Origin of the sequence: Phaeobacter sp. NW0010-22 (assembly GCF_040365955.1) — a bacterium.
Classification (GTDB): Bacteria; Pseudomonadota; Alphaproteobacteria; order Rhodobacterales; family Rhodobacteraceae; genus OMPR01.
The window spans coordinates 531,053-544,614 of the sequence record NZ_BAABWT010000001.1 but is presented as its reverse complement, the minus strand read 5'-3'; the positions used below and the strand labels follow the sequence as shown (position 1 = coordinate 544,614).

Annotated in this window: 14 protein-coding genes and 1 tRNA gene; 10 read left to right on the top strand and 5 right to left on the bottom strand. The window is 53.8% G+C overall.

Going from position 1 to position 13,562, the window contains the following annotated elements; translation table 11 throughout:
* Positions 1–118 precede the first annotated feature (118 nt).
* Positions 119–547 carry a tyrosine-type recombinase/integrase gene (locus ABWV33_RS02425; RefSeq protein WP_353328987.1) on the top strand — a complete coding sequence of 143 codons (429 nt, stop codon included), beginning with the start codon at positions 119–121 and terminating at the stop codon, positions 545–547.
* A gap of 144 nt (positions 548–691) precedes the next feature.
* On the opposite strand, the gene ABWV33_RS02420 is transcribed toward ABWV33_RS02425, so the two are convergent.
* Positions 692–781 (bottom strand) — tRNA-Ser (locus ABWV33_RS02420).
* Between the two features lie 207 nt (positions 782–988).
* Here ABWV33_RS02420 and ABWV33_RS02415 point away from each other — a divergent pair.
* The 9 genes from ABWV33_RS02415 to ABWV33_RS02375 all read left to right on the top strand — a co-directional run bounded on the left by ABWV33_RS02415 (position 989) and on the right by ABWV33_RS02375 (position 8,510).
* Complete coding sequence (locus ABWV33_RS02415; protein WP_353328986.1) at positions 989–1,861, top strand: SPOR domain-containing protein; 873 nt, start codon at positions 989–991, stop codon at positions 1,859–1,861.
* Positions 1,862–1,873: 12 nt separating this feature from the next.
* The gene (locus ABWV33_RS02410; protein WP_353328985.1) at positions 1,874–3,040 is read left to right on the top strand and encodes a D-alanyl-D-alanine carboxypeptidase family protein; all 1,167 of its coding nucleotides are present in this window, start codon (positions 1,874–1,876) and stop codon (positions 3,038–3,040) included.
* Positions 3,037–3,684, top strand: coding sequence for a dTMP kinase (tmk, locus tag ABWV33_RS02405; RefSeq protein WP_353328984.1), 648 nt, complete (start codon positions 3,037–3,039; stop codon positions 3,682–3,684). Before ABWV33_RS02410 ends, tmk begins: the two co-directional genes overlap by 4 nt.
* A complete protein-coding gene (locus ABWV33_RS02400; protein ID WP_353328983.1) occupies positions 3,681–4,796 on the top strand; it encodes a DNA polymerase III subunit delta' in 1,116 nt (371 codons plus the stop codon). Before tmk ends, ABWV33_RS02400 begins: the two co-directional genes overlap by 4 nt.
* 16 nt (positions 4,797–4,812) lie before the next feature.
* Positions 4,813–5,628, top strand: coding sequence for a TatD family hydrolase (locus ABWV33_RS02395; RefSeq protein WP_353328982.1), 816 nt, complete (start codon positions 4,813–4,815; stop codon positions 5,626–5,628).
* The gene (locus ABWV33_RS02390; protein WP_353328981.1) at positions 5,625–6,425 is read left to right on the top strand and encodes an MBL fold metallo-hydrolase; all 801 of its coding nucleotides are present in this window, start codon (positions 5,625–5,627) and stop codon (positions 6,423–6,425) included. Before ABWV33_RS02395 ends, ABWV33_RS02390 begins: the two co-directional genes overlap by 4 nt.
* A 71-nt stretch (positions 6,426–6,496) precedes the next feature.
* A complete protein-coding gene (locus ABWV33_RS02385; RefSeq protein WP_353328980.1) occupies positions 6,497–7,429 on the top strand; it encodes an AEC family transporter in 933 nt (310 codons plus the stop codon).
* A 69-nt stretch (positions 7,430–7,498) separates the two neighbouring features.
* The gene (locus tag ABWV33_RS02380) at positions 7,499–8,197 is read left to right on the top strand and encodes a CbiX/SirB N-terminal domain-containing protein (protein WP_353328979.1); all 699 of its coding nucleotides are present in this window, start codon (positions 7,499–7,501) and stop codon (positions 8,195–8,197) included.
* 106 nt (positions 8,198–8,303) lie between these two features.
* Positions 8,304–8,510 carry an SHOCT domain-containing protein gene (locus tag ABWV33_RS02375; protein ID WP_113824962.1) on the top strand — a complete coding sequence of 69 codons (207 nt, stop codon included), beginning with the start codon at positions 8,304–8,306 and terminating at the stop codon, positions 8,508–8,510.
* Positions 8,511–8,584: 74 nt separating this feature from the next.
* Here the strand turns inward: ABWV33_RS02375 and ABWV33_RS02370 are convergent, their stop codons facing one another.
* The 4 genes from ABWV33_RS02370 to ABWV33_RS02355 form a co-directional block, all read right to left on the bottom strand.
* Positions 8,585–9,877, bottom strand: a complete 1,293-nt coding sequence (locus tag ABWV33_RS02370) for a peptidoglycan-binding domain-containing protein (RefSeq protein WP_353328978.1) — start codon at positions 9,875–9,877, stop codon at positions 8,585–8,587.
* A 235-nt stretch (positions 9,878–10,112) separates the two neighbouring features.
* On the bottom strand, positions 10,113–11,663 hold the full coding sequence (locus ABWV33_RS02365; protein WP_353328977.1) for a formylglycine-generating enzyme family protein: 1,551 nt from the start codon (positions 11,661–11,663) through the stop codon (positions 10,113–10,115).
* A complete protein-coding gene (locus ABWV33_RS02360; RefSeq protein ID WP_353328976.1) occupies positions 11,660–12,859 on the bottom strand; it encodes an ABC transporter permease in 1,200 nt (399 codons plus the stop codon). The genes ABWV33_RS02365 and ABWV33_RS02360 overlap by 4 nt, the downstream gene beginning before the upstream one ends.
* The gene (locus tag ABWV33_RS02355) at positions 12,856–13,560 is read right to left on the bottom strand and encodes an ABC transporter ATP-binding protein (RefSeq protein ID WP_353328975.1); all 705 of its coding nucleotides are present in this window, start codon (positions 13,558–13,560) and stop codon (positions 12,856–12,858) included. The genes ABWV33_RS02360 and ABWV33_RS02355 overlap by 4 nt, the downstream gene beginning before the upstream one ends.
* Positions 13,561–13,562: the final 2 nt, after the last annotated feature.

Sequence of the window (13,562 nt, the reverse complement as noted above, 5' to 3'; positions counted from 1 at the left end):
TTCAATCCTATTTGAACATGCGGTTGACTTAGATTGGCAACGATAAAATCCAGCAAAGGGTATCGAGAAATTGAAAACAGGGTATGGACACCACCCTTGGCAGCCATAATCGATTGAGGTGCTTCGAAAGAATTTGACTGGTCGACATCTTCGGATCTTTGAGCTTGCCCTAAGAACCGGCCAGCGCACCTCGGATTTGACGCGAATGGAATGGTCACACATCGAAGACGATGGAATCTGGGTCACACAAAATAAAACGTCCACACGCCTTTGGATACCTATCCCAACAAGCCATGCTGAAACACTCCGCAACGTGCCTCGCTGCCTTAGCTATATCCTGTGCGGCGAACACGGCCGAAAACTCAACTACGATCAGATCCAAAAAGCCATGATCACAGAGAGAAAGATACGGGGCCTAAAAGCGCAAACATTGCATGGCTTGCGATACCGCGCGGCAAGCGAACTGGCCGAAACTGGGTGCACTGATCATCAAACAGCAACAATAACCGGCCACAAGAGCTTTTCGATGGTTCAAAATATTTTATAGGAGCGAGTCAAAAGCGCCTTGCCAAGCAGGCTGAAAGCTTGAGGGAACAGAACAAATACAAACGTGAATCTGGGATCAAATGGGAACCGGGGTTTTTCACTTAATCCAAAGGCGGCAATCAATAACATTAAGTGATTGATTTAGTGGCGGGGAGACAGGGATTCGAACCCTGGGAACGCTCTCACGTTCAACGGTTTTCAAGACCGCCGCATTCGACCACTCTGCCACCTCCCCGTTGGAAATGTGATTTAGGGGGTCCGTGCGCCCAAGGCAAGTCGAAAATAGGGAATTCTTGCCGGCCCCATTTCTGCCTACTTTCATTGCCTCAACGCTCAGGCTATGCTTTGCCGCAAATGGGCTATCTGGCTCTGGTGAGGTAACGACCGGAAAACCGGCATTTTGGGCTCAGACGCAGCGCCCGAGACAGGCAAGGGACAAAAAATGATTCGAGAAGCAGCGAAAACCCGGTTCAGTCCGCGTCTGGCGGCGATTACGGTTGCACTCACGTTTTTGGCAGCCTGTGAAGACGGTGCCAAACTGCCTTTCAAGCAACCAAAAGACTCCTCTGCGCCGACGCAATCACAAAGCACCAAATTGGTTGAACGCGATGTCGAAGCCCCCGAAGTGTTTCAGGTGACTGAGTCGGGGCTTTGGGACGGTCGGCCATCGCTCGGGGGTGTTTGGGTAGCCCACCCCGATGCGACTGATCCTGAACGCGTGATTATCCGCAACAGCGCAAATGGAAAATTTGTGATCGGCGCACTGTTCCGCCGAGAACGAGACATTCCAGGGCCTCGTATTCAAGCATCCTCTGATGCGGCCTCCGCGCTTGGGATGCTCCCCGGTGCGCCAGTTGAGTTAAACGTCACAGCCCTGCGGCGCGAAGCCGTCGATGAAGAGCCCGAGATTCAAGATACGCTTATTCCGTCAGAAGCGATCGAACCCGGTGGAGAAATCACCGAGGCGCCCCTTGATCCAATTACGGGCGGTGCAGCGGCTGCAATTGCAGCGTCTACCCCGGCGGCCCCAACAGCCCCAACCGAGCAGGCAGCCGAACCCGCTCCGACGAAAACGTCATCGCTCAACAAGCCTTATGTTCAGATTGGCATCTTCAGTGTCGAAGCCAATGCTAACCGTACCGCCGATCAAATGCGCAGCGCAGGCATGACCCCGACCGTGTTCGAACAATCCGCAAACGGCAAACCATTCTGGCGTGTGGTCGTTGGCCCCGCCCAGAGCAAATCTGAACGTTCCACGTTGTTGAAAAAGGTCAAAGCGACCGGTTTCTCTGACGCATATGCAGTCAGCAAATAAGGAGACCTTCCCGTGCTGTCTTCACTCCGCTCTCTTACTCTGGTTGTTTCTGTTGCAGTCACAGCTGTTCCAGCGCTTGCGTATGATACGTCTGCGACCGCAGCCTATGTTCTGGATCAGGGCACAGGCACCGTTCTATTGGCCAAAAATGCCGACGAGGCGCTTCCACCTGCCTCCATGTCCAAGCTCATGACATTGTATGTCGCATTTGAAGCGTTGCGGGACGGTCGGCTGACCTTGAACGAAGAACTACCGGTGTCCCAACATGCGATGAGCTATAAAGGCTCGACCATGTTCCTGAACACTCAAGATCGCGTTCGAGTCGAAGATCTGTTGCGCGGAATTATCGTGTTGTCGGGCAATGATGCCTGCGCCGTTATCGCAGAGGCGCTGAGCCCCGACGGGACCGAGGCAGGTTTCGCCCGATACATGACCAAACGCGCACAGCAAATGGGCATGACCAACTCAACCTTTGCGAACTCAAATGGCTGGCCTGCGGCCGGGCACCGGATGTCTGTGCATGATCTGGCTCTCTTGGCGAACAAACTGATCACAGACTTTCCCGAGTACTATCCGTTGTTCTCGGAAAAGAAGTTCGCCTTTGATGGGCGTGCGCCTAGCAACACCCAGAACCGCAACCCACTTCTGAAGCTCAGTATTGGTGCGGATGGCCTAAAAACTGGACACACGTCAGAAGCAGGATATGGCTTGGTTGGATCAGCCAAACAAGCTGATCGACGTGTCATATTTGTACTGTCTGGACTGTCCAGCAACGCAAAACGCGCAGAGGAGGCTGAAGCCATTGTTAACTGGTCGTTTCGCCACTTTAGCCAAAAAACCGTCGCCCGTGCAGATACCCCCGTCGCCCAAGCCAAAGTCTGGATGGGAAGCGAACAATCGGTAGGGCTTGTCCCAGCCGAGGACCTAAGTCTTCTGTTGCCAGTTCTGTCCGACAGAACCATCAAGGCCGAAGTTGTTTACAATGGCCCGGTGAATGCCCCGGTCGTCAAAGGCCAAAAGTTGGCCGAACTAGTGCTCAAACCCGAAGGATTGCCCGAAATTCGCCGCCCGCTAGTTGCCGCGACAGACATTTCTTCGGGTGGTTTTCTTGTTCGCATGAAGGCCGTAGCACAAGTTCTCATGAAACAGCTTTCTGATAACCCATCGGGGGCCCTGTGACAAAAGACACGCATTCAGGTCTATTCCTGACATTCGAAGGCATTGATGGCTCGGGCAAGTCCACGCAAGCCCGCAGGCTCGCCGAATATTTGCGCAATTTGGGGCACGATGTCGTGTTGACGCGTGAACCCGGCGGCTCACCGGGTGCCGAAGAAATCCGCCGTCTTGTTCTTGAAGGAGACCCAGATCGCTGGTCCGCCGAAACGGAGATCCTGCTGTTCACTGCGGCGCGACGTGACCATCTGGAACGCACCATTCTGCCCGCGCTTTCCGCGGGTAAAGTAGTCATTTGTGATAGGTTTGCCGATAGCACCCGGATGTATCAAGGTCTCTCTCGCGGCGACCTGCGCGCCCTCGTTGATCAGCTCCATCAGTTGATGATTGGACGAGAGCCAGACCTGACAATGCTTATCGACATGGATCCAGACGTTGGCCTGTCGCGTGCCAAGGCCCGACAAGGCACTGAAGAACGGTTCGAAGATTTCGGGCCCGAGTTGCAACACAAAATGCGCGCTGGCTTTCTGTCTTTGGCACAGGATTTCCCCGATCGTTTTAGAATCTTAGATGGTGGGCAGGAAATGGATGCCATCACAGCTGAGTTGGTACAGATTACTCTGCAGGCCTTGGATCAGGCACCTGTATGAGCGACGATATCCCAGCGCCCGACCAAGCCCCAGGAGCCCCTCACCCGCGCGAAACAATGCGCCTCTTTGGTCAGGATGCCGCCGAAGCGGAATTTTTGACGGCCTTCAATTCCGAACGGTTGCATCACGGGTGGATGTTCACCGGCCCTCAAGGCGTTGGCAAAGCGACCCTTGCCTGGCGGATCGCATTGTTTCTGCTGGCCAACCCACCCGCTGACAACGACGGATTGTTTGGGGCGCCCCCTGCCCCAACTTCGCTGGACATTTCCCCGGACCACCCCGTTTTTCATCGCATTCAGGCAGGTGCAGAGCCGGGGTTGGCATCAATCACCCGCTCGCTGAACGACAACGGAAAGCTACGCAAGGAAATCGTCGTGGACGATGTTCGGAAATTGGGGCGTTTTTTCGGACTCTCTTCAACAGATGGTGGGCGTCGAGTTGTCATTGTGGATTCCGCTGACGAGATGAACACAAGCGCGGCAAACGCCTTGTTGAAAATGCTGGAAGAGCCACCTGCCCGCACAACACTATTGTTAATCTCACACCAACCGTCGCGCCTGTTGCCAACTATCCGGTCTCGGTGCCGTACCCTCAGGTTGGGTCCGCTGAACGCATCAGACATGCAGGCTGCTTTGGAACAAGCCAATGCCCAAGTGCCTGATAATCCAGACCACTTGGCCGCACTCGCTGCGGGATCCGTTGGTGCGGCTTTGCGGCTTTTGAATTTGGGTGGCTTGCAGATCTATTCCGAATTGATTGGGATACTTGGCACCATGCCACGGTTAGACCGAAAACGCGCGATGGCGCTAGCTGACGCTGCTGCACAGCGCAACGCAGCCGACAAATTCGAATTGTTACTCTCGCTCATAGACATCGCTTTGGCGCGTTTGGCTCGGACAGGAGCCACAGGGCAGCCACCTTATCCCGAAGCTGCCCATGGTGAAGCAGAAGTATTGGCCAAACTCGCCCCAGAGCCACGTAAAGGGCGCATGTGGGCCGAAATTGCCACCACGATCACGGCCCGAACCCGCCATGGCCAGGCGGTGAACCTTGACCCCGCCTCACTAGTTCTAGATACGGTTTTCAAGATGCAGGAAACCGCAGCGGGATAACCGCCAGTTGAGGCCAATGAGCGAAATCACGATCACCCCCGAAATCACCGATAGCCACTGCCACCTCGACTTTCCAGACTTCGAAGGGCAGCTGGAGACCATCGTTTCAAATGCCGTCGCAGCAGGTGTGACCCGCATGGTCACAATCTGTACCAAACTGGTGAATGAACCTTCGGTTCGTGCCATTGCAGAAGCCCACGCGCCCGTCTTTTACGCTGCAGGCACACATCCAATGAGCGCCGCCGACCAACCCATGGCAACTGTTGATGAACTGGTCGCGCTAGCGCAACACCCCAAATTCGTGGGCATTGGCGAGACCGGCTTGGATTATCATTACACCGCAGACAGTGCAGATGTCCAAAAACAAAGTTTGCGCATCCATATCGAAGCAGCGCAGCGCACAGGCCTGCCTTTGATCATCCATTCGCGGGATGCCGACGATGACATGGCACGCATTCTCTCCAAAGAGATGGCGAACGCGCCGTATGCCTGCGTCATGCACTGTTTCTCTTCCTCCCCCGAACTGGCTCGAACAGCCTTGGATCTAGGGTTCTATCTGTCGATGTCTGGCATCGCGACGTTCCCCAAAAGCCAAAAAGTGCGCGATATCTTTGCGGCCGCTCCGGTGGACAAAGTGCTTGTTGAAACAGACGCACCTTATCTTGCGCCCCCGCCGTTTCGCGGCAAGCGCAACGAACCAGCCTACACCGCGCACACAGCGCGTAAAGGGGCCGAGATTTTTGGCATGGAGTATCCAGATTTTGCCGCACAAACGCAGGCAAACTTTGAACGCTTGTTCGCCAAGGTCGCTGCCCATAAGGTCGCCACATGACCAATGAATTGCGTTTTACCATTCTAGGGTGCGGATCGTCAGGCGGTGTCCCACGATTGGGTGGGCATTGGGGCGATTGTGACCCCAATAACCCGCGTAATGTCCGCCGTCGGTGCTCTTTGTTGGTTGAGCGTGAAGGGCCAGACGGGACAACTACTGTTCTAATTGACACCACCCCCGATATGCGCGGCCAGCTTTTGGACACGGGCACAGGACGTTTAGATGCGGTCGTCTACACGCATTCCCATGCTGATCATGTGCACGGGATCGATGACCTGCGTATGATTGTATTCAATATGCGATCCAGAATTCCGGTTTACGCTGATGGGGATACCCAAAACGCACTGTTGGCGCGTTTTGGGTATGCCTTTGTTCAACCCGAAGGCTCGCCCTATCCGCCAATTCTGGACTTGAAATCGATCAAAGGCCCGTTCGAGATTGACGGCCCCGGTGGTCCAATTTCGCTGCGTCCCTTTCTTGTCAATCATGGGGCAATCGACTCTTTGGGATTCCGGATCAATGATCTGGCATATCTCCCTGATGTTGCTGAAATTTATGATGCCGCTTGGGACGAGCTCAAGGATCTGGATTGCTGGATTCTGGACGCACTGCGCCGGACCCCGCATCCAACACACGCACACTTGGACAGAGCGCTGGAATGGATTGCCAAGATGCAACCAAAACACGCGGTATTGACCAATATGCACATTGATTTGGATTATGCAGAGGTTGACGCTGAAACACCGTCACACATCACACCTGCTTATGACGGAATGGTCATCCGCTATCCCTATTAGGCCAGAACACATATCGCTCTGAGAGCTGCCTCTGCGCAAGCTGATCGGGCCCCAAACAGGTAAGCTGCCAGATGTTTCAGAGCTTGGTCGACGTTATCCTGCCTGTTTTCATCGTGATTGGCGCGGGCTATGCCTTAACGCGGGCGGGGTATTTCACAGCAGGTCACATCGACGGTTTGATGCGGTTCACTCAGAGCTTTGCCATTCCGTGTTTGTTGTTTCGAGCCATCACAACACTTGATCTGGAGGCCAGCTTTGACCCTCGTCTTCTGGCCAGCTTCTACCTCAGCGCTGGCTTGTGTTTCTTGGCAGGCATGGCAGGCGCGCGACTGATTTTCAAAAGAGATTGGGAAGACTGCGTCGCGATCGGGTTTTGCTGCCTTTTCTCGAATACAGTCTTGTTGGGCCTTCCTATTACGGAACGGGCTTATGGTATTGAAAACCTAACCGGAAACTATGCAATCATCGCCTTTCATTCACCGTTTTGTTACTGCGTTGGCATCACTATTATGGAAGTTTTCCGAAACCGAGGGCGCGGTGGTGGGAAAATGGCCGGTGCAGTTCTGTCGGCCATGTTTAAAAACGTGCTCATTCTTGGCATCGCTTTAGGGTTTATAGTCAACTTATCGGGGTTCACCGTACCTGAAACAGTCGACAATGCCCTGAGCTTGATCATTCGCGCAGCGTTACCCGGCGCCCTGTTTGCCTTGGGGGGCGTGCTTGTACAATATCGTCCCGAAGGGGATCTCCGCGCGATCGGGTTTGTGTGCGCAGTCTCGCTTATCTTGCATCCGACACTTGTGTGGATGTTCGGCAAAAGTTTTGGCTTGCCAAAAGACTTGTTTCGCTCGGCAATACTTTGTTCTGCAATGGCACCTGGATTCAATGCCTACATATTTGCAAACATGTACGGGCGTGCAAAGCGTATCGCAGCATCGTCTGTTCTTATGGCAACAGGCGCTTCAATCCTGACGGTTTGGTTCTGGTTGATGGTTCTTGGATGAACTGCAAACTGGATAAATAAACAGACCGCTCCATGTTTCCCTTAGTTAAGATCAATCTACGGATTTAGTATGCCCCAAGCTTTGATTGTCGCTCATGGACAACCTTCTTCGCCGGATCAGGCCGAAACCGCTCTTGCCCAACTCGCAGGACAGGTGCAAAAATACACCAAAGGGTACGAAATAGGATCCGCAACACTCGCTGCCCCCAGTGCATTGGAAGCTGCTCTTGCAACCTCCCCCAATGTCGAGGTGATCTATCCGCTTTTCATGACCAAGGGTTGGTTTGTTACCCAAGCGCTTCCAAAACGCTTGGGAGATACTCCAATTCAGATCCTTGACCCATTTGGCCTGGACCCTGCCCTGCCGAGACTCGCTGCTGATGCGGTCCAAGCCCTAGCAAATCAAAAAGGCTGGCCTTTAGAAGATCTCGATGTGGTTTTGGCTGCACACGGATCCGGGCGCAGCCGAAATCCCGCAACGGTCACTCGCGATTTTGGACACGCTCTTCAGGCTCAACTTGCCTGCAAGGATTTAATAGTCGGGTTCGTAGAAGAAGACCCATCAATTGAGTCCGCAGCGCGCACCGCGGGGGAGCATGCGATCTGTCTGCCATTTTTTGCAGCTCAAGGTGGCCATGCTGATGATGATGTCCCAAACGCGCTGCGCTCAGCCAATTTTCAGGGGGAACACATGCCCGTTCTGGGCGCGCTCTCTACCGTTCCGGAATTGATCGCACAATCAATCGTCAAAGCTTTAGATCTGCTTTGATCACAACGATTTAAGCTCTTGAAGATTTGAGTTGAGTTAAGCTGTTGACCTAAGTTTCCCCTGCTTTAGACAGAAGCAAAGAATAATTTCCACTAAGGATGAAACAATGGGACGTTTGGGATTTTTGGGCCTGCTTGTCATAGCCATGGCTGGGTTGAGCGCATGTGGTGGTGGCCGGTCAGAGCAAAATACTGAAGTTAGAACCACGACAACTGGACAAGAACTTACTGATTTGAAGAAAGCCTTGGACGAAGGCGCCATCTCCCAATCTGAGTATGACAAAAAACGCAAAGACATACTAAAAAATGGCTAATCCCGCCCTCTTTTGATCGGAATACAAAAAGCCCACTCAAGTTGAAGTGGGCTTTTCCATTCTAAGGGCTGAATTCAGTTCCCTGTCGTCGTTGGAAAGACAGGGAATGCAACCGCTCCGGCTGAAGGCGCGTTAACTGCTGCATTCAATACAGCAATACGATCCGCAGATTGCCCCGGCACAGTGCTCCCAGCCTGAACACCATTCAACGCCAGCCGCATCCATTCCGTAGATTGCTGCCCCGTCGCACGATTGGTCCCAATGCCTTCGCGCAGATGGTGACTGACCGTTTCGCCGTAACCAAGTTCACCTGCCCCCGCCAGCAGCAGACCAGAGGCCATTGCCATCTTTGCATTGTCAGTTCTGTATCCAATTCCAAGACACACTTTGCCGCCAGAAATCAGCTGATTCATGGGCTTCCCAGAATCCCGAAGGAAGGCAGACGTATTAGCCAGTACCTGCCCGGCTTGGGCCGTTTCAATTCCCACAAGTTGAGGCGCAATAGCTTGGCTTAATCCTTCGCATTGCTGTTCAATCTGTGGCGCTGTCAGGTTGGGAATTGTTGCTTCGATCCGTGAACTTTCGGCCATAGCTTGGGTCCGCGCGAGACAGAATTGTTCATTCAAGGCAAAATTCGCATCCGTTACACGGTTGGCTGTGGTCAGCCCACCATTTGCCGCTGTCAAAATATTGACCTCGTTACATAACTCGTTGGCCGTCCGCGATGCTTGCCCGAATGTGAAATCAGGCAAAGCTGCGGTGTTGGCCCGTGTTGGAACAGTTGTCGGAGCCTGCGTAACTGGCGCTGGCGCTGCTGCCGTCGTATGTTGGATAGGCGCTTGGGGAGGTTGTTGTATCGGAATACCCAACTGCTCGTTCCGGTACGCTCTCAGCAGACCTTGCTGTCCCTGCGATGCCAGGATCTGATTGTACGGCGCAACATGCGCGCTGGCCAATGCCCGCTGGTGCGATCCGACAAGAAAACTGCGTTCGTGTTCATCCAGGTAGCCGTCCGTATTGTACCCCATGTCCGTTTGGTACCGCGAAATTCCGACACGGCTCTTTCTGCCCAACGATCCATCTACAGCACCAACATTGTATCCGAAGTAATTCAAAGACGTCTGAACATCTCTGTTCTGCTGGCGTTGCGCAGTTGAAATACCAGAGGAACGCTTTGTGGTTCGGGTCGTCTGCTGGGTGGTTTTCTGACGCTGGCGCTGCTTGTTTTTATGAACTTCGTTTACAATAATTCCGCCAATCAAAGCGCCCCCAATCAAGGCAGCCGCATCATTGGCACGTGTTTCTTTTACAGGAACCAGAACCAAACTGCTGGCAACGAAACCCGCACACAGAAATTTCTTATACATTTGATTTACCTCGCAAAAGCCCTCAATGATACAATCACATCGCTGCAAAACATGGCTCTCTCAACTTCTAAAAAGGAACTGGTTCAGAGCACCAAACACATCGGTCGATGTCAAGGTTATCCTGCACAGACCTCTTGTTCTCGCGAGAAATTATACACCAAAAACTCTCAATCAACCAGTCTCGCCCCCCAATGACACCCAGCATTCGACCGCTCATTTCTCGGCCAAAACTGGCCTATTTCAGTGCTTCGGACATCAATTCCTCGGTACTCAGGTCCGGTTTTTGAATGTATAGGTTTAGATCGTCCGCGAAGTCATCCAGATGGCGCAAACGTTGCGTTTGCCCCGACAAGCTTAATTCTTCACGAAGCACGGGTAGAACAGAGGCCCGGATATCTGGAGGAACGTCTTCACTCAAAACATCCAAAACGGCCCTTAAAGACAGCAAAACACCGGTTTGGCGCGCCCGCATCTCTGCAATCTTACGCACGTGGCCTTGCAGTTGGCGGTCAAACATATCGCTTTGGTTTCCCGCTCTTTGAAGCGATGCCAGCATGCGAATGTTCACGGCCTTTGCATCGATCGCTTCTGCATTCGTCTTCAAAGACTGAACAAAAACAGATCCTGCAAGGTAGGAGGCGCGCGCAGATTGTTGAATGGCGATATCCGTCTGATCTTGATTGCGCCTTAGCCCTAGCAGCAGATCGGTCAATTGCTTTTGCCGGGTCAAATCTGGTTCCGCTTTCGCGAGATCAGCAAGCGCTGCGGCAGGATCCGCGGATGCGTCCGGATCTGGGGCAGCCATTTCCCCCCACCGTTTCTGAATCTCAGCCAACTTGGCTTCGGATGTTGCGACATGAGCAGAAATCACGAAACGAACACCAAAGGTTTCACCGCGCAATGGATGCCCAGTCTCTGGGTCAAAAGGCGGATATTCAGTCCGCTGCGCACTGTAGATTTGATCCGCCTCCGATAAAACAGATCCCCCGCGGGTCACCACACCACCAATCTGGCCATGTGCTCGCCCGCGCGCATTCATTCGGTAAGGTTCAAGCATCAGTTCTTCGACGTTGCCGTAGATATCGTACAACCCAAGAGGATTGGCCGCACGCACCCCAACAGCGCCCAACCGTCCTCTTCCTGATCCAACACCTTGATGCAGGGCGTGATCCCGCATTTCACCAACATCAAAATAGGTAAGTTTCGGAAAGGTATTTGCATCAACCACCGTGCCTCCGCGCGCGGCGAATTCCCATTCCACTTCTGTTGGGAGACGTAAAAAACCACGTGCACCGTCCGATTGCGGTATCGCCTCGGGTGCATTTAGATACAGCCAAGAGGTGTAGTTCTTTGCCAATGTCACCGCATCATGCCAACTCACCCCGCCTCGGGCGATGCGATCCGCACGCGTGGGCGGTGTGCAATCGCCTTGCAAAACGCGAAACTGCCCTTGTGTCAGCTCATATCGTGCAATGTAGAAATACGTCACGTTGCTGCGATCAGAAAATGGGCCGCGTAAAAAAGCAGACCGCAGATAGTCCGAATACCCGGTCAGATTTACAGATTGCCCCAATCGCATCCGCCGGTCCGCCAAGGGATCGTCCGCAGCAACAGGCACCTCTACTTTTTGAAAGGCCATAGAGGCGCCGCATGGCATTGGCAGAAACAGATCAGCAGGCGCGTGGTGCTTGGCTGCTGGATCGGTCATATCCAAAGGCCACGCTATGGGCTGAGCATTTAGCCCCCCCGGCAACAGACACAAGCACGCAAGCCAGCGCCAGATCATGATGTTTCTCGCAATACAGTCGCTGGGTCCAATCGCAGAGCAGACCACGCTGCAGCACCGGCAGCAGTCAACACCAGCCCATACACCGCAAAGCAAATACTCACTGCCTGTCCTTGCGAAATCTGGGCTAAGACCGCGCCATCAGGCAGACCATGACCAAATAGCCTGTCAGCGATTTTGCCCGCGCCCAAAAATAGAAGCAATGAAAGGCTCAGCCCAAAGGTTGCCGTCAGACCTGCCTGCACCATCGGAAACAATGCCAACGTACGCCCGGGAACACCTAGCAATGCAATGGCTGCCAAGGTTTGCCGCTTGCGCGCAACGTCTGACCAAAACCCAAAAACCAAGGCGGCCCCCAACCCCATCGCGGCCAGCGTCGCCGTCAAACCCAAAGCCAAGTTTAGCTTTTGCCCCAACCCTAACAGGGCATTCACCTCTTGGGTCCGAGCCAGAGTTCGAACGCCCAGCGTTGTTTCTAGTCGTGATTGCAGCGCTGCCAAATCCTCTAACCGATGGGCAAACACCCGCACCCCTTCGTAAGACGGCACCCGATCCTCAAGTTTCCGAGCCCCCTCGATACCATAGGTTGGCAACGTATAGGATTCATAAAAGGCCTCGATCACATCCAGCGTTGGAAACGCCAACAGTACAGCACGCCCTGACATCGCTCCTTCGGGGAGAACCGTCACGACCTTCATCGGCAGTCGCAGCTGTTTTGAGCGCCCCTCAGCCTGACTGATCAATTCGATTTCGGCTTGCGCAGAGATCTGCAACTGGCGGGCCAGTTGCGCGCTGACAGCCACTTGGCCCTCTGGCAGATCTAGCCCCAAGGGCAGAGTGGGATCGCCCGCACCGGATGGAATAACCACAGCCGATTTCAAACGTCGCCCCCCCTTAGTCCGCACATTCATGTAGTCGAATTGACCTCGAACTTTGGGGGTAAAGAATGCAATCTCGGGCCACGTGCTGAGTTGCGCGACATCTTCAGGTGAAAACGTTGCATTGCCACTTGTATCGATTTGTAGATTGGCCGGATTGGCCAGCATTTCACCGATCAAGGCCGAATAGATCCCATTCTTCACTCCGAACAACAGTAACAATGGGACCAGCACACCAACCATGATGGCGGTATTACAGAACAAAAAAACACGCGAGTGAAACAAATCGCGCACCGCAAGAAGGGCGATTTGCTTCATACCACCACTAGCCGGCTCAGCGGCCTGCCCCCCGGAACCATTGCGAGCTTCAACTGCCCGATCCCATGACGCGCGATACGATCTTGATCGTGTGAGGATAAGATAACACCGCTGCCTTGGGCCTGCGCGATTTCCAAAAATAGCTCCAACACCTGATCCGCGCTGCTTGGGTCAAGCGCGGCAGTGGGTTCATCAGCAATTACAAACGCCGGACGATGCGCGAGTGCGCGAGCAATAGATGTCCGCTGACGCTGCCCGATAGACAAAGCGGCGGGGAAAAGGCCCGATACGTCCCCTAGACCTAGGCGTTCTATCAAAGCTGCCTGCCAATCAGAGTCCATTCGCCCCGTCAAAGATTGCGATAACCCAATATTCTGCGACACCGTTAGAAAAGGTAAAAGCCCCCCCGTTTGTGGGACAAATCCAAATACCTCTCCACGGCACTGCGCCAAGGCCCGGTTCCGCGGCCCTTTGGACCAAAGTGATGCAAGGTTTTGCCCTTTCAAGAAATAGCTAGCCCCTGCATCTGGCGCGCGCAGCAGGCCCAAAAGCTCTAGCACCAGTGTTTTCCCAGACCCACTCACCCCCGTCAGGGCCACGGCCTGTCCTTCGGGCACATCCAGCACATCAATTTCGACTTTGAAAGTCCGCTCGCCATCGACAAGGCTGATGCCCGCATTTCTAAGACTGAGCCCCGCCATCG

Excerpts from the sequence above, each read along its gene's own strand:
- ABWV33_RS02415 (WP_353328986.1), top strand. The coding sequence starts at position 989 with ATGATTCGAGAAGCAGCGAAAACCCGGTTCAGTCCGCGTCTGGCGGCG.
- ABWV33_RS02400 (WP_353328983.1), top strand. The coding sequence starts at position 3,681 with ATGAGCGACGATATCCCAGCGCCCGACCAAGCCCCAGGAGCCCCTCAC.
- ABWV33_RS02395 (WP_353328982.1), top strand. The coding sequence starts at position 4,813 with ATGAGCGAAATCACGATCACCCCCGAAATCACCGATAGCCACTGCCAC.
- ABWV33_RS02390 (WP_353328981.1), top strand. The coding sequence starts at position 5,625 with ATGACCAATGAATTGCGTTTTACCATTCTAGGGTGCGGATCGTCAGGC.
- ABWV33_RS02385 (WP_353328980.1), top strand. The coding sequence starts at position 6,497 with ATGTTTCAGAGCTTGGTCGACGTTATCCTGCCTGTTTTCATCGTGATT.
- ABWV33_RS02380 (WP_353328979.1), top strand. The coding sequence starts at position 7,499 with ATGCCCCAAGCTTTGATTGTCGCTCATGGACAACCTTCTTCGCCGGAT.
- ABWV33_RS02375 (WP_113824962.1), top strand. The coding sequence starts at position 8,304 with ATGGGACGTTTGGGATTTTTGGGCCTGCTTGTCATAGCCATGGCTGGG.
- ABWV33_RS02370 (WP_353328978.1), bottom strand. The coding sequence starts at position 9,877 with ATGTATAAGAAATTTCTGTGTGCGGGTTTCGTTGCCAGCAGTTTGGTT.
- ABWV33_RS02365 (WP_353328977.1), bottom strand. The coding sequence starts at position 11,663 with ATGATCTGGCGCTGGCTTGCGTGCTTGTGTCTGTTGCCGGGGGGGCTA.
- ABWV33_RS02360 (WP_353328976.1), bottom strand. The coding sequence starts at position 12,859 with ATGAAGCAAATCGCCCTTCTTGCGGTGCGCGATTTGTTTCACTCGCGT.
- ABWV33_RS02355 (WP_353328975.1), bottom strand. The coding sequence starts at position 13,560 with ATGGCGGGGCTCAGTCTTAGAAATGCGGGCATCAGCCTTGTCGATGGC.